The organism is Sphingomonas radiodurans (assembly GCF_020866845.1).
Classification (GTDB): domain Bacteria; phylum Pseudomonadota; class Alphaproteobacteria; order Sphingomonadales; family Sphingomonadaceae; genus Sphingomonas; species Sphingomonas radiodurans.
Map to the genome: position 1 here is coordinate 905,292 of NZ_CP086594.1, position 25,561 is coordinate 930,852.

Annotated in this window: 23 protein-coding genes, 1 tRNA gene and 1 riboswitch; of the genes, 14 read left to right on the forward strand and 10 right to left on the reverse strand. The window is 67.5% G+C overall.

The window, feature by feature from the left end; all coding sequences use genetic code 11:
• Positions 1-3: 3 nt before the first annotated feature.
• Positions 4-537, forward strand: a complete 534-nt coding sequence (locus LLW23_RS04480) for a cytochrome b (RefSeq protein ID WP_228947579.1) — start codon at positions 4-6, stop codon at positions 535-537.
• Between the two features lie 173 nt (positions 538-710).
• Here LLW23_RS04480 and LLW23_RS04485 read toward each other — a convergent pair whose 3' ends face one another.
• Positions 711-1,544, reverse strand: coding sequence for an N-formylglutamate amidohydrolase (locus LLW23_RS04485; RefSeq protein ID WP_228947580.1), 834 nt, complete (start codon positions 1,542-1,544; stop codon positions 711-713).
• Between the two features lie 122 nt (positions 1,545-1,666).
• Here LLW23_RS04485 and cpdR point away from each other — a divergent pair, with 122 nt between their 5' ends.
• Entirely contained in the window at positions 1,667-2,044 is a 378-nt protein-coding gene (gene cpdR / locus LLW23_RS04490; RefSeq protein ID WP_228947581.1) for a cell cycle two-component system response regulator CpdR, read from the forward strand.
• A 48-nt stretch (positions 2,045-2,092) separates the two neighbouring features.
• Positions 2,093-2,167, forward strand: a tRNA-Val gene (locus LLW23_RS04495).
• A gap of 162 nt (positions 2,168-2,329) precedes the next feature.
• On the opposite strand, the gene LLW23_RS04500 is transcribed toward LLW23_RS04495, so the two are convergent.
• From LLW23_RS04500 to LLW23_RS04525, 6 genes are all read right to left on the reverse strand, one after another.
• Positions 2,330-3,946, reverse strand: a complete 1,617-nt coding sequence (locus tag LLW23_RS04500) for a peroxidase family protein (protein WP_228947582.1) — start codon at positions 3,944-3,946, stop codon at positions 2,330-2,332.
• A gap of 359 nt (positions 3,947-4,305) precedes the next feature.
• A complete protein-coding gene (locus LLW23_RS04505) occupies positions 4,306-5,691 on the reverse strand; it encodes a PepSY-associated TM helix domain-containing protein (RefSeq protein ID WP_228947583.1) in 1,386 nt (461 codons plus the stop codon).
• A gap of 10 nt (positions 5,692-5,701) precedes the next feature.
• Positions 5,702-7,876 (reverse strand): TonB-dependent receptor, encoded by a 2,175-nt coding sequence (locus LLW23_RS04510; protein WP_228947584.1) that lies wholly within the window; start codon positions 7,874-7,876, stop codon positions 5,702-5,704.
• Positions 7,877-7,956: 80 nt separating this feature from the next.
• Entirely contained in the window at positions 7,957-8,370 is a 414-nt protein-coding gene (locus LLW23_RS04515; RefSeq protein WP_228947585.1) for a hypothetical protein, read from the reverse strand.
• A gap of 64 nt (positions 8,371-8,434) precedes the next feature.
• Positions 8,435-9,259, reverse strand: a complete 825-nt coding sequence (locus tag LLW23_RS04520) for an FAS1-like dehydratase domain-containing protein (RefSeq protein ID WP_228947586.1) — start codon at positions 9,257-9,259, stop codon at positions 8,435-8,437.
• A gap of 38 nt (positions 9,260-9,297) precedes the next feature.
• Positions 9,298-10,200, reverse strand: coding sequence for a fatty acid desaturase family protein (locus tag LLW23_RS04525; protein ID WP_228947587.1), 903 nt, complete (start codon positions 10,198-10,200; stop codon positions 9,298-9,300).
• A 52-nt stretch (positions 10,201-10,252) separates the two neighbouring features.
• On the opposite strand from LLW23_RS04525, the gene LLW23_RS04530 reads away from it, so the two are divergent.
• The 6 genes from LLW23_RS04530 to LLW23_RS04555 all read left to right on the forward strand — a co-directional run bounded on the left by LLW23_RS04530 (position 10,253) and on the right by LLW23_RS04555 (position 16,441).
• Positions 10,253-11,053, forward strand: coding sequence for a hypothetical protein (locus LLW23_RS04530; RefSeq protein WP_228947588.1), 801 nt, complete (start codon positions 10,253-10,255; stop codon positions 11,051-11,053).
• Positions 11,054-11,130: 77 nt separating this feature from the next.
• Complete coding sequence (locus LLW23_RS04535) at positions 11,131-12,291, forward strand: acyl-CoA dehydrogenase family protein (protein WP_228947589.1); 1,161 nt, start codon at positions 11,131-11,133, stop codon at positions 12,289-12,291.
• Between the two features lie 44 nt (positions 12,292-12,335).
• Entirely contained in the window at positions 12,336-12,557 is a 222-nt protein-coding gene (locus tag LLW23_RS04540) for a hypothetical protein (RefSeq protein ID WP_228947590.1), read from the forward strand.
• Between the two features lie 44 nt (positions 12,558-12,601).
• A riboswitch (cobalamin riboswitch) is annotated at positions 12,602-12,806 on the forward strand.
• Between the two features lie 165 nt (positions 12,807-12,971).
• Positions 12,972-13,502 (forward strand): hypothetical protein, encoded by a 531-nt coding sequence (locus LLW23_RS04545; RefSeq protein WP_228947591.1) that lies wholly within the window; start codon positions 12,972-12,974, stop codon positions 13,500-13,502.
• Complete coding sequence (locus tag LLW23_RS04550; RefSeq protein ID WP_228947592.1) at positions 13,502-14,428, forward strand: cobalamin-binding protein; 927 nt, start codon at positions 13,502-13,504, stop codon at positions 14,426-14,428. The genes LLW23_RS04545 and LLW23_RS04550 overlap by 1 nt, the downstream gene beginning before the upstream one ends.
• A gap of 156 nt (positions 14,429-14,584) precedes the next feature.
• Positions 14,585-16,441: an AMP-binding protein gene (locus LLW23_RS04555; protein ID WP_228947593.1), complete on the forward strand. Its 1,857-nt coding sequence runs from the start codon at positions 14,585-14,587 to the stop codon at positions 16,439-16,441.
• Between the two features lie 155 nt (positions 16,442-16,596).
• Here LLW23_RS04555 and LLW23_RS04560 read toward each other — a convergent pair whose 3' ends face one another.
• On the reverse strand, positions 16,597-17,424 hold the full coding sequence (locus tag LLW23_RS04560) for an arylamine N-acetyltransferase family protein (protein WP_228947594.1): 828 nt from the start codon (positions 17,422-17,424) through the stop codon (positions 16,597-16,599).
• On the reverse strand, positions 17,421-19,103 hold the full coding sequence (locus LLW23_RS04565) for an acyl-CoA dehydrogenase (protein ID WP_228947595.1): 1,683 nt from the start codon (positions 19,101-19,103) through the stop codon (positions 17,421-17,423). Before LLW23_RS04565 ends, LLW23_RS04560 begins: the two co-directional genes overlap by 4 nt.
• Positions 19,104-19,140: 37 nt before the next feature.
• Here LLW23_RS04565 and LLW23_RS04570 point away from each other — a divergent pair, with 37 nt between their 5' ends.
• Positions 19,141-20,058, forward strand: a complete 918-nt coding sequence (locus LLW23_RS04570) for an L-threonylcarbamoyladenylate synthase (RefSeq protein WP_228948469.1) — start codon at positions 19,141-19,143, stop codon at positions 20,056-20,058.
• Here LLW23_RS04570 and LLW23_RS04575 read toward each other — a convergent pair.
• Positions 20,055-20,360: a hypothetical protein gene (locus LLW23_RS04575; protein WP_228947596.1), complete on the reverse strand. Its 306-nt coding sequence runs from the start codon at positions 20,358-20,360 to the stop codon at positions 20,055-20,057. The two genes, LLW23_RS04570 and LLW23_RS04575, sit on opposite strands and share 4 nt — an antisense overlap.
• Positions 20,361-20,425: 65 nt before the next feature.
• On the opposite strand from LLW23_RS04575, the gene galE reads away from it, so the two are divergent.
• From galE to LLW23_RS04595, 4 genes are all read left to right on the forward strand, one after another.
• Positions 20,426-21,424, forward strand: coding sequence for a UDP-glucose 4-epimerase GalE (gene galE, locus LLW23_RS04580; RefSeq protein ID WP_228947597.1), 999 nt, complete (start codon positions 20,426-20,428; stop codon positions 21,422-21,424).
• Positions 21,421-22,257, forward strand: coding sequence for an HpcH/HpaI aldolase/citrate lyase family protein (locus tag LLW23_RS04585; protein WP_228947598.1), 837 nt, complete (start codon positions 21,421-21,423; stop codon positions 22,255-22,257). The genes galE and LLW23_RS04585 overlap by 4 nt, the downstream gene beginning before the upstream one ends.
• Before the next feature lie 264 nt (positions 22,258-22,521).
• The gene (locus LLW23_RS04590; protein ID WP_228948470.1) at positions 22,522-23,694 is read left to right on the forward strand and encodes an acyl-CoA dehydrogenase family protein; all 1,173 of its coding nucleotides are present in this window, start codon (positions 22,522-22,524) and stop codon (positions 23,692-23,694) included.
• 120 nt (positions 23,695-23,814) lie between these two features.
• On the forward strand, positions 23,815-25,452 hold the full coding sequence (locus tag LLW23_RS04595) for a long-chain-fatty-acid--CoA ligase (protein ID WP_228947599.1): 1,638 nt from the start codon (positions 23,815-23,817) through the stop codon (positions 25,450-25,452).
• Positions 25,453-25,561 lie beyond the last annotated feature (109 nt).

Sequence of the window (25,561 nt, forward strand, 5' to 3'; positions counted from 1 at the left end):
GCGATGCTACGATCCCCGATGGATGCACGCTATTCGGGGGTCGCGATCGCGTTCCACTGGGTCATCGCGGCCCTGGTGCTGATGAACCTTGCGATCGGGCTCCTGCCGCCGTTGCGCGGCTGGATGCCCGGCCACAAGTCGATCGGGATCACCGTTCTCGTCCTTACGCTCGCACGCGTCGCCTGGCGGCTTGCGCACCGCCCTCCCCCGCTGCCGGCCGGCACGCGCGCCTGGGAAAAGGGCCTTGCCCATGCGACGCACTGGTCGCTCTACGCGCTCCTGCTGGCGATGCCGCTATCGGGCTGGGTCATGGCATCGGGCAGCGCGAAGCGGCGACCGCTCGACTGGTTCGGGCTGTTCGACATCCCCTATCTGCCGGTATCGATCCAGGCCGGTGAGTTCGGCCATGAAGCGCACGAACTGCTCGGCTGGGGCATGCTGGCGCTGGTCGTGCTGCACATCGCCGCGGCGCTGCGCCATCATCTAATCCTGCGCGATAATGTGCTCGCGCGGATGGCGCCGGCACTCCGCCGCTAAGCCTCGGTGGCCTTTTCGCTGCAGCGCAAAAAGGCTTGAAACCAAATGCCGCCTTCCTAAGTTATTGCTGTACGGTTTCGTGTCCCCCCTTTCGCGGAACCGTATGGCACACCCTCGGGTGTGTCTCCTCCCTGAACCTTGGCCACCTCGGGCGTAAGCCCGGGGTGGTTTTTTTATTCGGCGGCCAGCGGCATTGGCTGCGCCAAAGCTTCGTCCGCAAGCGAATCGATGATCGCGCGGACGAGTTGCACCACCTGATCGAACCCAGGCCCTGGCTGATCGAGCGCCGCGTCGAGATACAGCGACCGGTCGATCTCGAGCTGCACCGCATGGATCTGCACCGAAGGGCGGCCGTGGCGCTCCAGTATGTGCCCGCCCGCATATGGCGCGTTGACCGCATGTTCGAGCCCTGCCGCCGCAACCTCGGCGTCGATTCGCTGGACGAATCGCCCCGCCGCGGCACGGCCGAAGCGGTCCCCGATCACGATCCGCGCGCGGCTGCCGACGATCGGCGGCATCGAATGGAGATCGAGCAGCACCGCCACGCCGAACCGCGCCCGCGCCGCCGCCAGCGCCGCCTCGAGCGCGGCATGGTACGGCCGATGCGTCGCCGCGATCCGCGCCTCGACCTCGGCATTGCTCAGCCGCCGCCGCCAAAGGTCACCTGCTGCAGCAGTACGCCGCGGCACCAGCCCCAGCCCGCTGCGCACCTTCGCGCTCAGATGCCCCGCCGCCGCGCCTTCGTCGAGCCGCGGATCGCGATCATGCTCGGCGCGATTGAGGTCGATCCAGGCGCGCGCCAGCTGCTGCACGATCGTCGTCTCGATCCCCCGCGCGGCGAGCGCGACCGCATCGATGTAGCGGTCTTCCAGCCCGGCGAGCGCCGTCACCGGCACGCGCGAACTGGCACGCAACGCCATTGGATAGTCGCGCCCGCCGTGCGGCACCGACAGCACAACCGGGCTTGCCGGCGGCATCTGGCCGATCAGGTCGAACGATGTCTCCATGCTGCAACAGCCTATGGAACAAGTCGTTCTGCCGCAATGCGGGACGATTGCATCGTGTTGCGCGGCTGGAAAATCTTAAAGGGTTCGCGCATATCTGGGCGTCTGAGTGCGGGGACCGACGAATGATCCGAATACTGCTGGCCGAGGACGACCAGGTGATGCGCGAATATCTTGCTCGCGCGCTGGAAAAGTCAGGCTATGCCGTCACTGCCGTCGACCGCGGCACCGCAGCGCTGCCGCTGATCGAGGAGGAGGAGTTCGACCTCCTGCTGACCGACATCGTCATGCCCGAAATGGACGGGATCGAACTGGCGCAGAAGGCCGGCGAGTTGCGCCCCAATCTGCGCGTCATGTTCATCACCGGCTTCGCCGCCGTCACGCTGAAGGCGGGCAAAGCGATGCCGCACGCCCGTGTCCTATCGAAGCCATTCCACCTCCGTGATCTGGTGCTCGAAGTGGACCGGATGTTCGAAGTCGGCGAATTTCTCGGATCGAATTGAGCGGGCTTGCGCCCCGCCGGATGCCCGGCTAATGGCCCCCCTCCCCGTGGGCGTGTAGCTCAGTGGTAGAGCACTGTGTTGACATCGCAGGGGTCGCAAGTTCAATCCTTGCCACGCCCACCATGAAAAGCCCCGGCGATCTGCGGATCTCCGGGGCTTTTCTGTTTCTGCGCAAGGCAATCGATCCGCTCGCATCGCTGGGTCATGCAGGGTCTGTGCTGCGGGCAAGGCGGAGCGGGTGAGCAGGCTACCGCCGGGCATCGCTTCTGAGGAGAAGTCCCGGCCCTACTGCCGCCGCCACTCCCTCCGCGTCATGCCGACAAACCGATCGCCCAGACCGTTGGTGTTGCGCACCAGAATGTCACGCAGGCGCTTGGTCTTGTCGATCACTTCCAGTCCCATATCCGTAAAGGCAAGCTTCCGGTTATTGGGATTTCCCCACACGTGCTCGCTCAGCAACGGGTTCGTCAGCGCTTGTGAAAAGGCGTCCATCGCTACCATCGCGGCGATCAGTTCGGGAAGCGGCCCATTCTTTTCCGTCCGCTCGGCGAACAGCCCGACGTAGAATTCCACATTGTCCGGCGTGCCGTAATGCACATGCAACCTGGCAGCGAGCGCAGAAAGCCGGCCCTGCTCGGTCAGATCATCGCTGCTGCCGACGATCGCGGCGAAGTTTCGCGCGGGCTCCATGCCCATGGCGACGCGATAATCGTTGTAGCTGGCGACATTGTTCGACCGCGCCTGGCCGATCGTCGACTGTTCGGCCTCGAGCAGGAAGGATGCGGAATTTTCCAGGCCAAGCCTTGCTGCACGATTGGCCGAGACGTTGACGAAACTCTGCGCCAGCCCGCTTTCGATCAGCAGCCTGTTGTTCAGGAGGATCGACTTGCCCGGCAGCGTCGTGTCACCCCAGGTAACGTTCTCGGTGACAAGGCCATGCCAGCGATAGAGCAGGCTGAACTCGACCGTCATCCAGTTGGGCTTGTTCCACTTCGCCTTCCACGCCGCCTTCGGATCGGCCTGCAAGGGGAACTCCGTCGTATTGATGTGATTGATATATTCCTCGACGACGATCTTGATGAACAGCACGATGATGATGTTGCGGGCGGTCTCGAAGACCCGCTCATCGTCCCACTCGCGATGTTGTTGCTCCAGCAAGCCGGCCAGTCGGTTGTGCTCGCGAAAGAACAATGTGTTCATCATCGCCGTTTGCGGCGTGGCGTTGACGCGATCCCCGCCGACCGCGAACAACGTCTGCCGGCCTTCCGGCGACACGTTCTTCAGCCCCAGCGGCATGTCGAGGATCGGCTCACCTGCTGCATCGACGAATTCCGGCGCAAGCTGTCCGTCGGCGCCAAACAGGAATTTCGGATAGTCCTCGCCACCGATCTTCTGCCCCTTCAACCGCCCGCGCGCACCCGGCATCTCGGACATCGTGCGCAGCGCCTGCGTCTGCGTCGGCGTGCGACCGTATAACGGGCTCATGTCGATCTCGTGGTTCGACGTCGTCCGTCGCCGATCGGTGCGCGCGGGATCATTGTGCAACTGCGTCCGGATGAACCCGTCAGTCAGATATTGCGCGAACGCCGGAAAGAGCCCGGTCGACTTCGGACAGAGCCGTTGGCTCTGCCCAGCACGAAGCCCGAACAGCGCCGCAACGTCGGCCAGCGGCGGTCTGCGGCTGCCGCGCTTTTCCTCGGCCGGATAGGGTTTTGCCGGCAGCAATCGTGCGTTGAACGTTCGATCGGTCAGCCCCGACCAGGAGATATAATCATGCTTGGTCGACCACGGATGCGGCCGGCTCCGAGCCACGTTGACCGCCCTATCGATCACCAGCCGATTGACGTCGTCGTCAAGGTCGAGCGCATCGAGCGCTTTAACAACGATAGATAGTAGAGACATCAATGACCTCCCCCACGAAGCAGACGGGAGTGTAGCATAGGATATGAATCATGTCTCATGTGACGATTATCTGTTTTCAGGCGATTTGTAGTATGACGAACAGCGTCTTCGAAGGCCGGTTCTTTATACCATGCAGACTAACCATGATCTGCTCCACCAGAAGCTGATTATCATGCTGAGAATCGACAATTAAGTTCAAACTCCTGTGGTAACGCCATTGCATGAGTGCCAGGCGTCCTGTTCAAGACACGGGAATGCTGCTTCCCCCTATAGACCATCGTGATTAGCCAGGCTGCCGTTCGACGCCCCCCATCGCACCTGCAGGATATTCACCGAAAGTTGCGGATGGGCTCTTCCCCTCAGCCAGCAATCCCCCGTACGCGCACAAGCCCCGCTGCGACCCGATCGATCAAGAACACCACCACCACCGAAAGCCCCAGCAGCGGAAACAGCAAACTCGCGCCAATCAAAATCGCGGCCGCCCCCGCGATCCGCGCCTGCGGCACGCGCGGCGGCGCGGCGACACGGCCGGTCGGGCGGCGACGCCACCACATCACCACGCCGCTCACCACCAGCAGCACGATCGCCACGCACGTGACGAGCATCACCAACTGGTTCGCCAGCCCAAAATAATTGCCCATGTGCAATTGCACGCCGAGCTCGATCGCCTTCGCCGCCGCGCCGTAATCGGCATAGCCGACCTGGCGGATCAGCCGCATGCTGTAGCGATCGAAGTAGAGCGTCCGCTGCCCCTGCGGCCGATCGGGATAGGTATAGGCGGTATAGACGCCGGTCGGGTCGGTCGGCGGGAACAGCCGATAGCCGCCAGCCAGGTCATGATCGCGCGCGAGCGTCGCGGCGATCGCATCGAGCCCGGCAATCGCAGCGCGGTCGGTCGAGCCGCCCGCCATGTCATGGCCGATATGATTGGGCGCGGCTTGGCTCGACGCCGGCATCGGCGCTTGCTCCATCGTCCACGCCGTCTCGCCGAGCGCCGCCTTCATCGTCGCGCTTTGCGGCACGCTGTCCGTGCGATGCGCCGCGGGATAGCCGATGCCGAGCGCCGCGGTGCCGCGCTGGAGCACGTCGCCCTGCACCTTGGCCCAGGGCAGCCCGGTCAGCAGCAGGAACGCGATCAGCACGACCGTCCACACGCCCGTAGTCGCGTGCAGATCGCGCCAGAACGGCCGCCCGCGCGCCGACAGCCGCGGATAGACGATCCCCGCCAGCCCGCGCCGCCCGCGCGGCCACCACAGATAGAGGCCCGTCGCGATCAGCACGAGCGCCCAGCACGCCGCCAGCTCGACGATTACCTCCCCCACAGCGCCCGCCATCAGCGTTCCGTGCGCGCCATCGGCGAACCCCACCAGCGTGCGCGCATAGACGAACGTGCCCAGCACGCGCCCCCTGCCGCGATCGACCGCCACCCGCACCGGATCGCCGGCGCGCGGCGTGACGAACACGATCGCCGAGCGGTCCTCCGCCGCCGGCAGGTCGATCCGCGTCACCGTGCCCGGCTGCACCCCCAAGGCCGCCTGCGCCAGCCGCGAGGGCGGCTGGCTCTCCGCATGCGGCGCCACACGGTACAGGTGCGGGCTCAGCGCCACGTTGAGCTCGTCGTTGAACAGATAGATCGCACCCGTCACCGCCAGGATCAGCAGGAATGGCGCGACGATCAGCCCGGCATAGAAATGCCAGCGCCAGATCGCGCGATACGCACGCGAGATCGCGACGGGATCGGCCATACCCACCCCCTCAGAACCGCGACGACAGCGTGAGGTCGACGCTGCGCGGCGCCCCGACATACACCTGCGTCGCGCCATAGCCCGACCAATAGCCGTAGAAGCGGTTCGCCAGATTGCGCCCGCGCACCGTCACGGTTCCCCACGGCAAGCGATACGCCAGCGCCGCATCGAGGATCGTATAGCCATCCACCCGGATCGTGTTGACGGTGCTGGTGTAAAGATCGCCGACATGACGAACCGCACCGCTCGCGGTCAACGGCACGCCCGGCACATCGTAGAACAAGGTCAGGTTCGCGAGCCGCTGCGGCGCGTTGACCGGCCGGTTGCCGCTGAGGTCGACGCCCCCTGCCCCCGTCAGCTCGTCGTAGCGCGCCCTCAGCAATGCGCCGTTCGCATCGATCGTCAGGTGCCGTGTCAGCGCGCCGCGCAGCGACACTTCCACCCCGCGCGACGATTGCGCGCCGCCCTGCACCTGCACGGTCGGGCGCGCCGGATCACGCGTGATGATCCCCTTCTGACGGATCCAGTATCCCGCCGCGGTCAGCGTCATGCGGTCACCGAACAGGTTCGTCTTGATCCCGCCTTCGACTGAATCGCCCGTGGTCAGATCGACGCTCGCGCGCAGCACGTTCGAAAGCAGCAGCGATCCGACCGGCGCGACCGCATGGCTGTATTGCGTATAGAGCTGAGTCGTCGGCGTCACGCTGTAGACGCTCCCGATCCGCCCCGAGAGCGCGCTGTAGCGGCGCCCGAACAGCTGCGACGATCCGGCGTTGAGATCATCGATGCGGCGATCGAGATCGATCCGGTCGAAGCGCAGGCCCCCAAGCACCAGCCACCGATCGGTCAGAGTCACCGCATCGTCCGCGAACACCGCCCAGCTCTTCACGCGCGAATCGAAGTTCGCGCGATTGCCGACACCGGGGAAGTTCGCCGCGACATCCGCCGGGAAGCGGCCGCGCGCCGGATCGAACGGATCGACCGAGGTCATCGTCCCGAAGCGGCGAACCGTGCCGAACCGCGTCTCATTGTATTCCGCGCCCACGTTGATCCGATTGCGCAGCCCCGCGATCGTGACGTCGCCGGTCAGCCAGCCGCGGTTCGACCAGAAATCATGGTCGTGGGTGATCTTGGTCGTGCCGCGATCGAGCAGGCCGGATGCGGGATTGAACGTGAAATCCTCCGAATTCTCCCACTCGCGCGCACCGCGATACAGGCTCGCCTCGTCGGTCAGCGTCCAGCCTCCGCCCAGCTCGTAGCCGACCCGCGCGCGGCCCCAGTAGGATTCCGAATCCATCCGCCCATCGGCGACATTGTAGTTCCGGTCGCGCATCGCCTGGTCGAGCACATAGCCGCCGGGCGCATCGACGATGTTCGAGGGATCGCGCGCGACACCCACCGGCACCAGCGGCGTGCCCTGATACGGCGTGCGATTGCGATCCTGATAGAAATCGAACGCGAGCAGCACCGAGAGCCGCTCGGTCGGTTGCAGCGCCAGGTTCGACGTCGACTGAATCGTCCGCGTGTCCGTATCGTCGACATAGCCGTCGCTCCGCGCGACGCTGAGATCGGAGCGCAGCGCGGCGGTCGCCGAAAGCGGCTGGTTGATTCCGACGCCGATCCGCGCGGTATCGAAGCTGCCGTAGCTCACGAGCATGTCGACGTGAGTCGCATCCACCGTCGGCTTCTTGGGGACGAGATTGATCGTACCCGCTAATGCGCCATCGCCATACAGGATCGACGCCGGCCCCTTGAGCACCTCGATCCGCTCGAAGTTGAAGCTGTCGTAATTGCGGTTGAGGATCGTCGAATCCGCAATCCGCATCCCGTCGAACAGGTACGAGACGGCGCCGGTCGAAAAACCGCGGATGCTCGCGCTCGCCGGCTCGCCCGGCAGCAGCCCCGCGACCACGCCCGGCACGCTGCCATATACTTCGACCGCGCTGCGCAGCCCCTTCGCCTGCATCACCTCCTGCGTGACGACATCGATCGTGGCGGGCGTCTCGCGAATGGTGAGCCCGAGCCGACCGCCGACCTGCGCCGGCATATCGAGCGGGCGCAGGTCGCGCTCGCCGGTGACCACGATGTCGCGATCCCCGGTATCATCGGGGTCGGCATGCGCCAGCGCGGGTGCGAGAAACAGGCACGGCGCGACGGCGCCGAGCAACGTCGGAAAGCGGAGCATTGAACAAAACCTTTGATCGCCCCGCGCAAGCGCGAGGCGTGACCATGTCGGCGCACCCGCGGGCGCGCATATTACTGGCGTCAGAGGGTTGCGGGCGGCCCGCGCAACGGTGGCCGCAGATGCGCGACGCGCGATAGCCGCAGCCGCGGTGTCGCCGCGGCGGCGGTCGCCATGATATAGCCGATCGCCGCCGCCAGCAGCACCGGATCGGCCGCGCCCAGTGCCTGATGCGAGAGGCCGGCAAAGACGCACGGCTGCTCGACCTGCCCATGCTGCTTTTGCTGTTCGTGATGGGCCGTGCCGCCGTGCATCGCCATGGCCATCGGTGCCGGGTCGGGCGCGGGCATGACACCCGGACAGACCATGATCGACAGCCGCCCGTGCTCGGCGGCAACCATGTAGCCGCCCGGGATCAGCAGCTTCATCGCCAGCGCCGCCACCAGGATCAGCACGGCGAGTTGGCGTTGCTGCAAAAGACGGCGAACGGCGATCACGCGCGGCCGCTAGTCGGCGCGGCCTGCGCTGTCACTAAGACAGATTGTCCCAACGCGACTCCGTTCAGGCGAGTGTCGCCTCAGCCTCCATGCACGCGCAGCCATCCTGATCGGTCGTCCACAGCGCCACTGGGCCCTCGCCCACCAAATTGAGCGCCGCCGGCCGACCGACGAACAGCGGCCGCGCACCGCGGAACGAGAAATGCGCCATCCGCCGCCCGGGCATCGCGCGCAGCAAGTGACCCGCCAGCAGCATCGCCTGATACGGGCCATGCACCACCAGATCGGGATAATGCTCCTGCGCGACGGCATAGTCGCGGTCGTAATGGATGCGATGCGCGTTGAAGGTCAGCGCGGAGAAGCGGAACAGCGCGGTCGCGTCCGGCGCGAACGGCTGGCGGATCGTCGCGACGCGCGGATCGGGCGGCGCGGCGGGCGGCGTGCCGCTGCCGTCGCCGCGGAACACCAGATCCTGCTCCTCGACGATCGCCGCTGCGCCATCGACTAGGATCTCGTGCCGCACCGTCACGAAGGTCAACCGCCCCGAGCGCCCATCCTTCACCCGCACGTCGGTGACGATGCTGCGCCGGGTCGCGCGCGCGCCGATTGGTAGCGGTGCATGAAAGGTCAGCCGCCCGCCCGCCCACATCCGCCGCGGCGCGTCGATCGGCGGCAGCATCGCGCCGCGCGCGGGGTGGCCGTCCGCGCCGATCGTCGACTGCGCCGCCTCGGGCAGGAAATACAGCCAGTGCGCAAGCGGCGGCAGTTCGCCCGCCGGCCAGTGCGCGCCATCATGGTCGAACAGCGCCGCGAGCCGCCGGAGCGGCGCCGCGACCAGATCGTCGTGCTGCTCGCTCGCCACCGGCGTCCAGCCGTCGAAACTCTCCATCGCCCCGCCCCCCGTGTCGGCGGACCCTTAGCGCAAGATCAAGCCAGCGCCACCGGCTCCCGCACCGCCCGCCGAATCACGTCGGCATAGCCGCGCGAAACGCACGAAAATCCGTCGTAATAGCCGCGCGCCACCAGCAGCCGGTGCATCTCGCCCAGCCGATACGGCGGCACCCCGGCGGCGAGGTGATGCTCGAGATGATAATGAACATGGTTCGGCGCGACGAACAGCCGCTCCCACCAATGCGCCACCGTCGTCGAGGTATTGCGCCGCGGATCGAGGTCGCCGCGCTCCTCGGCGACGCCATGTTCGCCGATCTGCCGCAGCCGCACGATCGCCGGGTACACGAACAGCAGCGCGACCCACCACAAGCCATAGGCCCACCAGCCCCCCGCCAGCGCCAGCACCGCGAACAGCCCGACATGGAACGCCACCCACGGCCATTGCGCGCGCAGATCGAAGTTGCGCAACTCGCGCATCAGATCGCGCACCCCAGTCCGCCCGGTCAGGTCGCGCGCGAATTTGCGGCGCAGCGACTCGCCCAGGATCGGATAGGCGCGCACGAAGCCGATGTCGGGATCCTGCGGCGTCCCAGCATAGCGATGATGCTTCAGATGATAGCTGCGATACTTTGCCAGCGACGTGTTCATCGGATGCCCCGCCAGCCACTGCCCGACGCGCTCGTTCGTCTGCCGCGAGGCGAACAGCGCGTGATGTGCGGTATCATGCACGATGATGCCCAGCCCCAGCTGCCGCCCGGCGATCAGCAGTACCGCCAGCACGATCGTCAGCGGATTGGGCCACGCGATCGCCAGCGCGAAGGCCGCCGCGATGATCACCCAGTTCACCGCGACGATCCACGCCCCGCGCAGGCTCGACGGCCGCATCAGCGCCGCCAGCTCTTCCTTGGACACATAGTCGGTAAGTGGTGCAGGCTTCATCGCGCAGATCCCGACGGCTGTTCTTGATCAGGATGTAACGTATAATGCCGGCATGAGTCAATTCGTGTTACAAGACTGGCGAGCCCCCGTATCGGCCCGCAGCCTCGCGCTCGGCTTCCTGTCGACCGCGCACAGCCCGATGCGCGTCGCGGATCTCGTCCGCCGCGCCGACGTCATGGCGATCGACGGCGCCGCCATGCGCGTCGCGCTCGGCCGGCTGTGCCGCGAAGGCGTCGTGCAGCAGGTGGAGCGCGGCCGCTACGCGATCGGCCCCGCCGGCGCAGCGCTCGACCGGCGCGCGCGCGGCTGGAGCGAGGCGCCGCGCCGCGTGCGCGCGTGGGACGGCCGCTGGACGATCATCCTCGCCGAACATCTCGGCCGCAGCGATCGGCGCCAACTCCGCCGCCGCGAGCGCGCGCTGCTGCTCCACGGCTTCGCGCCGACGACCGCCGCGGCCTGGGTGCGCCCCGACAATCTCGGGCAGCCGCTCCCCGATCTCGTCGCTGACATGCACGCGATCGGCCTAGATGCCGCCGCAGTGGCGCTCGGCAACACCGCCGCGCTGCCCGCCGAAGACGCGGCATGGCGCGCGCTCTGGCCGGCCGAACCGCTCGAAGCGAGCTACCGGCAGTGGATCGCCGAAATGGCCGTCAGCCTCGCCCGTCTGCCCACCCTGTCGCGCGACGCCGCGGCACGCGAGACGCTGCTGCTCGGCCAGTCGGTAATCCGCGCGATCAACCGCGATCCGCTGCTCCCCGCGGCGCTCGTCGACGTGTCGCTCCGCGACGAACTGGTCGCCGCGATGCGTCGCTACGATGCGGCTGGGAAAGCCTGTTGGGCGACGATCGACTGATCCCGCGCGCACAATAACGGTGGCCGAAGCGCCATGCTGTTCCTATCGCGAACGCCAGATGCGGGTGGAGGGTTTGGATGAGCAGCAACTGGCCGGATTATTCTGACATTCGCGGCGAAGTCGCCAAATTGTGCGCCGGCTTCCCCGGCCAATATTGGCGCGAAAAGGATCGCGAGCGCGTCTACCCCACCGAATTCGTCGACGCGCTCACCACCAGCGGCTTCCTCTCGGTGCTGATCCCCGAGGAATATGGCGGCGCCGGCCTCCCGCTCTCGGCCGCGGCCGCGATCCTCGAGGAGATCCAGCAGCAGGGCGCCAACGGCGGCGCGTGCCACGCGCAGATGTACGTCATGGGCACGATCCTGCGCCACGGCAGCGAGGAGCAGAAGCAGCGCTATTTGCCCGACGTCGCCAGCGGCAAGCTGCGCCTCCAGGCATTCGGCGTCACCGAGCCGACCAGCGGCACCGACACCGGTTCGCTCAAGACCTTCGCGCGCCGCGATGGTGATCGCTACATCGTCTCGGGCCAGAAGATCTGGACCAGCCGCGCGCTCCAGTCGGATCTCATGGTCCTCCTCGCGCGCACCACCCCGCAGGATCAGCTCACCAAGCGCACCGATGGTCTCTCGGTCTTCCTCGTCGACATGCGCGAAGCGCTGAAGGAGGGCATGACGATCCGACCGATCCAGACGATGATGAACCATTCGTCGACCGAGGTCTTCTTTGACGACGTCCCCGTCCCCGCCGCGAACCTGATCGGTGAGGAAGGCAAGGGCTTCAAGTACATCCTGTCGGGCATGAACGCCGAGCGCGCGCTGATCGCCGCCGAGTGCATCGGCGACGCCAAATGGTTCATCGAAAAGGCCACCGCCTACGCCAATGAACGCAAGGTGTTCGGCCGCCCGATCGGCCAGAACCAGGGCATCCAATTCCCGATCGCGCGCGCCTATGCCCAGATGCGCGCCGCCGAGCTGCTGACGCACGAGGCGATCCGGCTGTACGAGGCGGGCGAGAATTGCGGTGCCGAGGCGAACATGGCCAAGATGCTCGCCGCCGAGGCAAGCTGGGCCGCTGGCGAGGCGTGCATCCAGACGCATGGCGGCTTCGGATTCGCAGAAGAGTACGACGTCGAACGCAAGTTCCGCGAAACCCGCCTCTATCAGGTCGCACCGATCTCGACGAACCTGATCCTGTCATTCGTCTCGGAACACGTGCTGGGCCTGCCCCGCTCGTTCTGAGAACGATCGATGCCTGAACCACGCCACACGGACCGCGTTAAGCAATGATGCCGCAAGCCAATCTGCCCGCCCTCACCACCGTCCCAGCCCCCGCCCCGGTCTATCACCGCGGCAAGATCGCGCTGCGGATCGGCCGGCGGACGAAGCTCAGCGTCGGCGTGACGGTGACGAGCCAGGGCCTGCTCGCGATCGGCGCGCTCGTCTCGTCGATCCTGCTCTCCACCGCAGTGATCGTCAGCGTCGCGGTGCGCGCCGACAAAAGCTGACGGCACGCGTACCGGTTGCGCGCGGCCAGCCATCGCGATAATCGTCATCCGTCGGCACCGGTGGTGTCGGCACTCGCGCCGGTACCGGGAACGCAGTGCGAATCTGCGGCTGACCCTGCAACTGTAAGCGGCGAGCATGGCGTGCAAGCGGGCCGGCAACGGCGCGCGGCCACTGGGGCACCCCCCGGGAAGGCGCATGACATGCGGTGACCCGCGAGCCAGGAGACCGACCGACCGCGATGTCGCTCTTGTCGGGTCCATGGGATCGGCCCGGCGCGAACCCCAATTCGTCTGGGCGACGAACATGCGGCGGGGGCCGCACCGATGCGGGGCGAGGAGGACGCGGCGTCCGTCCACCGCCCGGTCGGCCGTTCGCGCGGACGCCCCTGCCTGGTCGCTCGGCGCCGCGGGACGATGATGATGACGACACAATTCAACACCACCCTCTGGACGGTCACGCTCGCCGCGGCCGCCGTGCTCGGCTCGCTCGCGACGGCCTGCATGATGCCATTCGTCGCGCTGGCCACGATCGCCGCGAAGACGCTGCCGCGTGGCCAGGCCGTGATCGCGGTGCTCGGCGCCTGGGCGGCAAACCAGTTCCTCGGCTTCGCGCTGCTCGGCTATCCGGTCGATGGCTATGCGATCGGCTGGGGCCTCGCGCTCGGCGCCGCAAGCCTCGCCGTCATCCCGCTGGTCCGCCGCCTCGGCGGCACTGGCCTCATACGCCTGGCGGTGGCGTTCGTCGCCGCATTCGCCGTCTGGGAGGGCCTGCTGTTCGCCTTCGCGCTCGCGTTCGGCGGCACCGACACCTTCACCCCAGCGATCGTCCTGCGGCTGTTCGCGAACGACGCGCTGTGGCTCGCCGTCCTCACCGGCCTGCATCTCGTCGCGACGCTCGGTGCGCCGCAGCTGTTCGGGAACTCGCGCTTTATCCGGCTGGGCTGATGGCCGCGCATCCGCGAGTCGTATCGCTGCTGCCGAGCGCGACCGAGATCGCCGTCGCGCTGGGGCTCGGCGAGCAATTGCTCGGCCGCTCGCATGAATGCGATTACCCGCCGTTCGTGAAGGCGCTGCCCGTCCTCACCTCGACGAAGCTCGAAAAGGGGCTGACCTCGATCGAAATCGACCGGCGCGTGCAGGAGATCGTGCGCCAGGGCCTGTCGGTCTATGCCGTCGACGCCGAGGCGTTGCGCGCGCTCAAGCCCGACGTGATCCTCACCCAGTCGCAATGCGCGGTCTGCGCGGTGACGCCCGCCGACCTTGAAGAGGCGCTGTCCGCCTGGGTCGGCACCGCGCCGCACTTGCTGTCGCTCGCCCCCGACGATCTCGGCGATGTCTGGGGTGACATCGGTCGCGTCGGCGCCGCGGTCGGCGCGGAGGATCGCGCCGTCGAGGTGGTCGCCGATCTGCGGCTGCGCATGGCCGCGCTGGAGGATCGCGCGCGCCAGCGCGGCACGCGGCCGACGATCGCCGCGATCGAGTGGATCGAACCGCTGATGGCCGCCGGCAACTGGGTGCCCGAACTGATCGAGATCGCCGGCGGCACGCCGCTGTTCGCCACCCCCGGCCAGCATTCGCCATGGCTCGAATGGCAAGCGCTGCTCGCCGCCGATCCCGACATCATCGTCATGATGCCGTGCGGCTATCGCGTGCCGCAGACGATGATCGACATGGCCCCGCTCGCGTACCGCCAGGATTGGCGCTCACTGCGCGCGGTGCGCGAGGGGCGCGTGTTCGTCACCGACGGCCAATATTTCTTCAACCGCCCCGGCCCGCGACTGGTCGAATCCGCCGAGATTATCGCCGCCTGCATCGAAGGCACCGACGACACCAGCGGCGAGCAACGCTGGATCCGCCTCCCTGCGCAATAGCGCAACGTCACCCCGGCCTCGAGCCGGGGTCCCGCTTCTTCCAGCGGCCGGCGATAGCGGGACCCTGGCTCATGGCCGGGGCGGCGAAACGAATTACGCACTAGGCGCCACTAATACGAACGGCTTATACTGGGTCAAAACATTGGAGAGACCCAGATGGCCACCGCGCCGGCAGCCCCAACGCCGCCTCCGTTCAAACGCTTCCCCCAAAAGGGCCCCGACGTCGCCGTCGAGCATCGCCCCGACGGGACGATCCTGGTCCGCTCGAACCATGCGATGGCGCAGGCGGCGCAATCCGTGCCGCACCTGCTCGCCGATCAGGCCGCCAGCACGCCCGATCGCCCGATGCTGATGCAGCGCGCGCCCGGCCACGGGGCGTGGCAGGGCGTCACCTATGCCGAGGCGAAGCGCGCGGCGGACGGAGTCGCGCAATGGCTGCTCGATCGCGGGCTGGGTGCAGACGACGCGGTGCTGTGCCTCAGCCCGAATTCGATCAGCCAGGCGCTGCTGATGCTCGGCTGCTACACCGCCGGCGTGCCGATCGCCCCGATCAGCCCCGCCTACAGCCTGATCTCGACCGACCACGCCAAGCTCAAGCATTGCTTCGCCACTGTCCGCCCGCGCGTGGTCTTCGCCGAAAATGCCACGCAATTCGCCCGCGCGTTCGACACGCTCCGCACCCTCGCGCCCGATCTTACCTTCGTCACCGTCGATGGCGGCGACGGCACGATCGCCTTCGCCGATCTCGCCGCGACCTTGCCCACCCCCGCGGTCGACGCCGCCCGCGGCGCGCTCACTCACGCCACCGTCGCCAAATATCTCTTCACCTCGGGCTCGACGGGAATGCCCAAGGGCGTGCCGCAGCACCAGGGCATGCTCGTCAACCTGCTCGCCGCGCAGGACGGCCTGCGCGATGATCCCGATCCCGTCGATCACCCGATCTCGCTCGATTGGATGCCATGGAGCCACATCTCGGCGGGCAACATCCACTTCAACGGCAACATCAAGGCCGGCGGCACACTGTACATGGACGAAGGCAAGCCCGTCGCTGGCTTGTTCGAAACGACGATCAAGAACCTCTACGAAATCTCCCCCAACACCTTCGGCTCGGCGCCTGTCGCCTTCGCGATGCTGGCCGACGCGATGGAGCGCGATCCCGTGCTGCGCCGCGCCTTCTTCAAGAACCTGCGCTACATGGGCTATGGCGGCGCCACGCTATCGGACGATCTGTATGAACGGATGCAGGCGCTCGCCATCGCCGAGACGGGCGAGCGCCTCCCCTTCGTCACCATGTATGGCGCGACCGAAACGCAGGGCGTGACAGTGGTACATTGGGCGTCCGAGCGCGTCGGGCTGATCGGCCTCCCGCTGCCCGGCACGACGCTGAAACTGGTGCCGAGCGGCGACAAGCTCGAAGTGCGCGTCAAGGGCCCGACCGTCACGACGGGCTACCACAATGATCCCGAAAAGACCGCCGCCGCCTTCGATGACGAAGGCTATTACAAGCTCGGCGACGCCGCGCGCTTCCTCGATCCCGACCGCCCCGAGGAAGGCCTCGTGTTCGACGGCCGCGTTACCGAGGATTTCAAGCTCTCGTCGGGCACCTGGGTTTCGGTCGGCACGCTGCGCCCCGACATCGTCGCGGCCTGCTCGCCCTATATCCACGATGCGGTCGTCGCGGGGCAAGACAAGCCGTTCGTCGCGATCCTCGCCTGGCCCTCGCAAGCCGCGCTCCAGACGCTCGCCGAAGCGGTGCCCGGCGCCGACCCGATCCCGACGCTCGAAGGCCTAGTCGCCGAGAAACTGGCAGCGTTCAACGCCGAAGCCGGCGGCGGCTCCCGCCGCGTCGGCCGCTTCACGATCCTGCGCTCGCCGCCCTCGATCGACGCCGGCGAGATCACCGACAAGGGCTACGTCAACCAGCGCGCCACCCTCACCGCCCGCGCCGATTTCGTGACCGCACTCTACGCCGACGAGGTGACAGAGGGTGTGATCGACCTGCGCGGCAGCTGATCCGGCCCCTCACCGTCACCCCAGCGAAAGCTGGGGTCGCACTGTTGCGGGGCATGCCGCTCGCCCAACTCCTCGTCATGCCGGCCTCGTGCCGGCATGACGAGGTAGTGCCGCATGCGATCCCAGCTTCCGCTGGGATGACGATCGCGGACGGATCAAAACAACCCCAGCGCCGCCACTTCTTCCGCCGACAGCGCGATTCCGAACATCAGCCCCAGCCGCATCCGATACACCCGCGGATCATCGATCGTCCCCGCGGCCTCCTCCGCCCCCGCACGCCGGCGATACGCCCGGTCAGTCAGGCTCGCGAAGCCATGCGGCAACACGATGCTCGCCAGCCGAAGCGTCGTGAACCGCCCGTCCGGCACGGTCGAGGTCCAGTGGTTCGCCACCGCCAGATCCGCCGGCCACACCTCGTTGGTGGTGAAGCTGAACTGCGGCTGGAACCCCTCGCCCCCGCCGCGCCCGTCGGTCGAGCCCGGCTCGCCATCACGCGCCAGCATCCAGCTGTGCGTATCATCACGCGTCAGCCGAAACCGCGCACCGTCCTTCGCTTCGGCTTCCGCACCATCGACCAGCGGCAGCGGCGGGGCATAGCTGCCGCCAAACCCGGCGTCGGCAATCCAGGCCTGCCCGTCGATCGTCACCAGGCTCAACGTGTGCGACAGCGGCGGCACGCCGTCGCCGTTCAGCCACACCCGCGCCAGCAACGGCCGCGCGTCGAACCCCAGCGCATGCAGCGCATCGAGGAACAGCCGGTTCTGCTCGAAACAATAGCCGCCACGCGCCGCCACTACGAGCTTGCCGAACACCGCGTCGGACGAGATGTCGATCCCCCGCCCCAGCGCCACGTCGAGGTTCTCGAACGGGATCGTCAGCCGATGCGCGCGCTGCATCGCCGCCAGCCCGAGATGATCCAGCGTCGGTCGCGCCGGCAGCCGGATACGGTCGAGATAGGTCGGCAAGTTGAACGCCGAACTCACGCCGCGAACGCCTCCGCCTCTAACGCATAGAGCGCCGCAGCCGGCGCATCGGCGGCCGCGCGCAAGCCGAGCGCCTCGGGCACGATCTGGTCGAGGTAAAAGGCCACCACCGCCCGCTTGGTGCGTCCGAACGCATCGTCGCCCGCCGCCGCGGCTTCGCGCTCGAGCAGCCAGCCGCACGTCGCGACCGACAACATCGTCAGGAACGGATAGCTCGCCGCGTTGCGATCGTCGCTGTCCGCAGTCTGCAACCGCCGCCCGACCGCCTCGCACGCCGCCACCAACTCGCCGAGCCGCTCATGCTTGGTCGCGCGCAGATCCTCGATCAGCGTCGCGAACGCCGCGCCGTTCGACAGCGACAGTTTGCGCCCGACCAGATCAGCCGCCTGAATGCCGTTCGTTCCCTCGTAGATCGGCGTGATCCGCGCATCCCGGAAGAACTGCGCCGCGCCCGTCTCCTCGACATAGCCCATGCCGCCATGGATCTGCACGCCAAGGCTAGCGACCTCGTTGCCGATATCGGTACCGTGCGCCTTGGCGAGCGGCGTCGCGATCTCCAGCCGGTCGCGCGCAGCGGCATCTCCCAGCGTCGCACGATCGACCTGCCCTGCGGCATAATAGACCAGCGCACGCGCCGCCTGAGTTTGCGCCTTCATCCGCATCAGCATCCGCCGCACGTCGGGATGCTCGATGATCGCGATCGGCCGCCCCTCGCGCGCGCCCTGGATCCGCTCGCGGGCATATTCCACCGCCTTCTGCGTCGCGCCCTCGGCCACCTGCACACCCTGCAGCCCGACGTTCAGCCGCGCATTGTTCATCATCGTGAACATCGCGCGCATCCCGCCGAACTCCGGCCCGATCAGCTCGCCGAGGCAATCGTCGTTGTCGCCGAACGCCAGCACGCAGGTCGGCGAGGCATGCAGCCCCATCTTGTGCTCGATCGAGACGACGCGGACGTCGTTGGGCGTGCCATCGGCGCGCACCTTAGGCACCAGGAACAGCGAGATGCCGCGCGTGCCCGCGGGCGCATCGGGCGTGCGCGCGAGCACGAGGTGGACGATGTTCTCGGCCAGATCATGGTCGCCGAACGAGATGTAGATCTTGGTGCCCTTGATCGCGAACGTGCCGTCACCGCGCGGGATTGCCATCGATCGCAGCGCGCCGACGTCGCTGCCCGCCTGCGGCTCGGTCAGGTTCATCGTGCCGGTCCATTCGCCAGTCGCGAGCTTCGGGAGCCAGGTTTCCTGCTGCTCGGGCGTGCCGTGATGCTGCAACGCCTCGATCGCGCCGACCGACAGGATCGGGCAAAGCGCGAAGCCCATGTTGGCACTGCCGAGCGTTTCGAGCACCGCCAGCTGCACCGCGAACGGCAGCCCCTGCCCGCCGAACGCTTCCGGAACGCCGATCGTCCCCCAGCCGCCCTCGACATAGGCGCGGTAGGCTTCCTTGAACCCCGCCGGCATCACGACGCCATCGGGCGTCCACTTCGCGCCCACCGTATCGCCAGCGCGCGCGAGCGGCGCCCATTCGCCCTCCGCCAGTTGCGCGATCCCTTCCAGAACCGCGTCGATCACGTCGGGGCTGGCGGCGGCGAAGCGTTCGGTGCCCGCGAGTTCGTCGATGCCGACGATCTGTTCGAGGACGAAGCGCTGCTCGGCGATGGGGGCGACGTAAGGCATGTTCTTCTCCAGTGTCGGGCCGCTATACCGTCCGGCGATGACGGCTCAACACCCCAGGATCGTGCAATACGACGACGCGGCGGTCGCCGAGGCGGCGGCGCTGATCCGCGCCGGCGGAATCGTCGCGGTGCCGACCGAGACCGTCTACGGCCTCGCCGCCGACGCCACCGATGCCGAGGCGGTCGCGCGGATTTACGCCGCCAAGGGTCGGCCGAGCTTCAACCCATTGATCGTCCACCTCCCCGATCTCGCCGCCGCCGAACGGATCGCGATATTCGACTCCCACGCCTGCGCGCTGGCGACCCGCTGGTGGCCCGGGCCACTCACGCTGGTCCTCCCCCTGCGCCCCGACTCGGGCATCGCCAGCCTCGTCACCGCCGGGCTGGACACGATCGCGATCCGCGTTCCCGCACATCGCGCGATGCAGGCGCTGCTCGCCGCGACCGGGCGCCCGCTCGCCGCCCCCTCCGCCAACGCCAGCAACGCGATCAGCCCCACCCGCGCCGCGCACGTGGCCGCGAGCCTGCGCGAACGCGTCCCGCTGATTCTCGACGACGGCCCCACCAGCGCCGGCCTCGAATCGACCATCGTCGGCAGTGCCATGATCCTGCGCCCCGGCCCGATCACCGCCGAACAGCTCGGCCTGCCGAACGCCCCCCCGAGCGAGCAGATCACCGCCCCCGGCCAGCTCGCGACGCACTACGCCCCCGCCAAACCGCTCCGCCTCGACGCAATCTCCCGCGCGCCCGACGAATGGCTGATCGGCTTCGGCGCCATCACCGGCGACGACACCCTCTCCCCCGCCGGAAACCCGATCGAAGCCGCCGCCCGCCTCTTCGACGCGCTCCACCGCGCCGACGCCGCGCCGCCCCCACGCATCGCCATCGCCCCGATCCCCGCCGCCGGTATCGGCGCCGCCATCAACGATCGCCTCCGCCGCGCCGCGCACCGCTAGGCCAGCCGATGCGGCGTGGGATCGCCCCGCTCGGCGATCAATTGCGCCCGCGCCTCTGCCGCACACTCCTGAAACTCTCTATTGAGCGCGCCGGCGTCACGTCCCGTCTGCTCCGACAGCGCGGCCAGGATCGCGGCATCCCCGCCGCGCACGATCTCCGCCACGAGCGCATCGGGATCGAGCCCCAGCCGCGCAGCCAGCAACCGCATCGTCCGCGCGCGCAGGCGGAAGTCGAAATCCACCAGCCGCGCCGTCTCGACTTCGGCTTTTCGCAGCAGCGCCGCGCGGAGGTCGAACACCATCGGCTCAGGTCTCCTTTGCCGCGACTGTACGAAGCCGCTAACGTCCGCGCAAAGGAGATTGGCGCATGGCACTCGATGGCAAGGTGATGGTGACGGGCGGGGCCGGCTATATCGGCAGCCACGCAGTGCTGGCGCTGCTCGACGCTGGCTATGACGTGCTGGTGATCGACAATCTCGTCACCGGGTTCGACTGGGCGGTCGATCCGCGCGCCACGCTCGTCACCATCGCCGTCGAGGATCCCGGTGTGCGCGACGTTATCCGCGAGCAGAACGTGCGCGCGATCATGCACTTCGCCGGATCGGTGGTCGTGCCCGAATCCGTCGTCGACCCGCTCAAATATTATCGCAACAACACCGCCGCCACGCGCAGCCTGATCGAAAGCGCGGTTGCCGAGGGCGTACCGCACTTCATCTTCTCGTCGACCGCGGCGACCTACGGCAATCCCACCAAGGTGCCGATCACCGAGAACGACCCGCAGGAGCCGATCAACCCCTACGGCATGTCGAAACTGATGACCGAAGCGATGCTGCGCGATGTCGCCGCGGCGCACCCGCTCAACTACGGCGCGCTGCGCTACTTCAACGTCGCCGGCGCCGATCCCGCGGGGCGCAGCGGGCAATCGACCGTGGGCGCGACTCACCTCATCAAGATCGCGGTCGAGGCGGCGACCGGCAAGCGCGCCGCCGTCGGCGTGTTCGGCACCGATTTCGCCACCCGCGACGGCACTGGTGTACGCGATTACATCCACGTCTCGGACCTTGCCGACGCGCATGTCGCCGCGCTCAAGCAGCTGATCGCAGCGCCTGGCGAGAGCTTCACCTTCAACTGCGGCTACGGCCGCGGCTTCTCGGTGCTCGAAGTGCTCGACGCGGTCGATCGCGTTACCAACATGACGATCGAGCGCCGCATCGAAGGCCGCCGCGCGGGCGACCCCGCCGAGCTCGTCGCCGACAATAGCGCGATCCTGGCTGCGCTCGATTGGCAGCCAAAGCGCGCCGAACTCGACGGCATCGTGCGCGACGCGCTCGGCTGGGAACGCAAGCTGGCGGAAATGGGCAAGTGAGGCTCCGCTCGCTGCTCTTCGTCCCCGGTGACCGCCCCGAACGCTTCCCCAAGGCCGTCGCCACCGGCGCCGACGCACTGATCCTCGATCTCGAGGATTCGGTCGTCCCGGCCAGCAAGGCCGCGGCGCGCGCGGCGGTGCGCGACTGGATCGGCGCCCCGTACGAGGATGATCGCCCCGCCGTATTCGTGCGGATCAATCCGATCGACAGCGACGACGTGGCCGCCGATCTGGAGGCACTCTCGGGTTTGGCGATCGACGGGATCGTACTTCCCAAGGCCGAAGGCGCGGACTCGGTCGCGATGCTGCTCGCGCGGCTGCCGGGCGATTATCTCGTGCTGCCGGTGGCGAGCGAGACGCCCGCCGCGGTATTCCGGCTCGGCACCTTCGCCGATGTCGCCGGGCGGCTCGCCGGCGTCACTTGGGGCGCGGAGGATCTCCCCGCCGCGATCGGCGCGATGACCGCGCGCGAGGACGACGGCAGCTACACCGATCCCTACCGTGTCGTCCGCGCGCTCACCCTGTTCGGCGCCCACGCCGCCGGCGTCCCCGCGATCGAAACCGTATTCCCCGATTTCCGCAATCTAGACGCGCTCGCCGCTTACGCCGCCCGCGGCCGCCGCGACGGCTTCACCGGCATGCTCGCGATTCACCCGACGCAAGTCGCGGTGATCAACCAGGCCTTCACCCCCAGCGAAGCCGAACTCACCCACGCCCGCGCCGTCATCGCCGCCTTCGACGCCAACCCCACCGCCGGCGCGCTCCAACTCAACGGCAAAATGATCGACGCCCCGCACCTGAAAAGCGCGCGGCGGTTGTTGGGTCTGGTCTGAGCCGCAGACCGTCCGCCGCCGCCTCCCATCCCCCGCCTTCTTCGCTCTCCCCCGTTCGTGCTGAGGAGGTGCTGAGCCGCAGGCGAAGTGCCGTCTCGAAGCACATGGCGCGCGTGCCCTTCGAGACGAGGCTTCGGCTTCGCCCAGCCTCTCCTCAGGGCGAACGGAGGTGGTAGCATGCTCGCCACCCCCCTTTCCACTGGCGACACGAAACGAAACACGACAAGAGCGCATCCATCGAACAATAATCGTGCGGGAGTGATGATGAACAGAGGCCAGCAGATCGCCGCCAGGGTCGAAACCTTCGTGCGCGAACGCATCGTCCCCTACGAGCGTGACCCGCGTTCCACCGCGCACGGCCCGACCGACGAACTCGTCCAGGAGATGCGCGGGCTTGCACGCGAGGCCGGCCTGCTCACCCCGCACATCCTCGCCGACGGCGGCCACCTCACGCATCGCGAGACCGCCGATGTGCTGCGCGCCTCGGGCCTTTCCCCGCTCGGCCCACTCGCGGTCAACGTCATGGCGCCCGACGAAGGCAATATGTACCTGCTCGGCAAGGCCGCCAGCCCCGAGCTGAAGGAGCGTTTCCTGAAACCCCTCGTCAGCGGCGAGGCGCGCTCGGCCTTCTTCATGACCGAGCCGGCCGACGACGGACCGAATGGTGCGGGGGGCGCCGGCTCCGACCCGTCGATGATGCTGACCACCGCCAAGCGCGACGGCAATCACTGGGTCGTCAACGGCCGCAAGACCTTCATCACTGGCGCGCACGGCGCGAAGGTCGGCATCGTCATGGCAATGGCCGAGGAAGGCGCGTCGATGTTCCTGGTCGATCTGCCCGATCCCGCGATCCGCATCGATCGCGTGCTTGAGACGATCGACAGCTCGATGCCCGGCGGGCACTCGGTCGTCACCATCGACAACCTCCGCATCCCCGCCGATCAGATGCTCGGCCAGCCCGGCGATGGCTTCAAGCTCGCCCAGGTCCGTCTCGCCCCCGCCCGCCTTACGCACTGCATGCGCTGGCACGGCGCGTGCGAGCGCGCGCACGAGATCGCCGCGGACTATGCCAACCGCCGCCACGCCTTCGGCAAGCCGCTCGTCGACCACGAAGGCGTCGGCTTCATGCTCGCCGAGAACCTCATCGACCTGAAACAGTCCGAGCTGATGATCGACTGGTGCGCCGATGTGCTCGACACCGGCGCGCTCGGCACGGTCGAAAGCTCGATGGCGAAGGTCGCGGTGTCCGAAGCGCTGATGCGCATCGCCGATCGCTGCGTCCAGGTGATGGGCGGCAAGGGCGTCAGCGGCGATACGATCGTCGAACAGGTGTTCCGCGAGATCCGCGCGTTCCGTATCTACGACGGCCCCACCGAAGTGCATAAGTGGAGCCTCGCCAAGAAGGTGAAGCGCGATTGGAAGGCGGCGCAGGGCTGATCCCTACCCCACCTCCGTCACCCCGGGCTTGACCCGGGGTCCCGCTTTTTTACACCCGAACCGACAAGGTAGCGGGACCCCGGGTCAAGCCCGGGGTGACGATAACATGGAGAGGCGAGAATGCTGGGTTTGATGCAGTCGGGGCAATTGACGGTCGACACCTTCCTCGATCACGCCGCGACGTGGCAGCCGACGCGCGAGGTCGTATCGCGCGACGCAAGCGGCGCCGTCACCCGCACCAATTATGCCGACATCCGTAATCTCGCGCGGCGCGTGTCGTCCGCGCTGGCGCGTGCCGGCATCAAGCAGGGCGATCGCGTCGCGACGATGGGCTGGAACACGCACCGCCATGTCGCCGCCTGGTATGGCGCGACGAACATGGGCGCGGTGCTCCACACGCTCAATCCGCGGCTGTTCCTCGAGCAGATCGCGTACATCGCCAATCACGCGGGTGACCGCATCCTCTTCGCCGATCCGAACTGCGCCGACACGATCGCGCAGCTCCTGCCGCAAGCCCCGACGATCGAGCGCGTGATCTTCCTGTGCGATGCCGCCAGCATGCCGCAGACCGCCTATGCCGCCACCGCGTTCGATGATTGGATCGCGGGCGAGCCGGCCGAATATGCCTGGGGCGGGTTCGACGAAAACCTCGCGTGCGGGCTCTGCTACACCAGCGGCACGACGGGCAATCCGAAGGGCGTGCTCTATTCGCATCGCTCGAATTATCTCCACACGATGATGACGCTGCAGGCCGATGCGCTCGCGCTCTCGGCGCGTGACACGGTGCTGCTGATCGTGCCGATGTATCACGCCAACGCCTGGGGCGTGGTCTATTCCGCCCCCGCGGTCGGCGCGAAGCTCGTGCTGCCGGGGCCGCAGATGGACGGCAAGTCGATCTGCGACCTGATCGAGCAGGAAGCCGTCACCTATTCCGCCGCCGTGCCCACCGTATGGCAGGGCCTGCTGCAATATCTCCGCAGCTCGGGCCGCAAGCTCGAAACGCTGCAGCGCGTCACGATCGGCGGCTCGGCCGTCCCCGAGATGCTTGTCCGCGCCTTCCGCGACGAGTTCAACGTCGAGGTCGTCCAGGGCTGGGGCATGACCGAAACGTCCCCACTCGCCACGCTCTCCTCGCCCACCGCCGAAGTGGCCGCGATGGACGACGACGCGCAGGTCGCGCACAAGATCAAGCAGGGCCGTCTGATGTGCGGGCTCGAACTCAAGCTGATCGACGACGCCGGCGCCCCGCTGCCCAACGACGGTGAGACGTTCGGCCGGCTGATGATCAAGGGCCCGACGATCGTCGCCTCCTATTTCGGCGGCGAGGGCGGCGAGATCCTCGACGACCAGGGCTTCTTCGATACCGGCGACGTCGCGACGATCGACAGCCGCGGCTATATGACGATCACCGATCGCGCGAAGGACGTGGTGAAGTCGGGCGGCGAGTGGATCAGCTCGATCGAGATCGAGAACATCGCCGCCGGCCACCCCGCGGTCGCACTGGCCGCCGTCATCGGCGTCGCACATCCCAAGTGGGACGAGCGCCCACTGCTGCTCTGCCAGCTCAAGCCCGGCGAGGCGGCGACCAAGCAAGACCTGATGGACTTCCTCGATGGCAAGATCGCCAAATGGTGGATGCCCGACGATGTCGTCTTCACCGACGAAATCCCGCTCGGCGCGACCGGCAAGATCGACAAGAAGCTGATCCGCCAGCGGATGACGGGCTACGCACTGCCGTTCGCAACATCCACGACGTGAGATCCGGGACGTCGCACAAGTTTGGCATTAGCGTATGTTAACTAACCGGACGGAACCAAGTGTCGCGACGTTGCTTCATGCGGAATGACTGAGACGCACCTGCCATCGA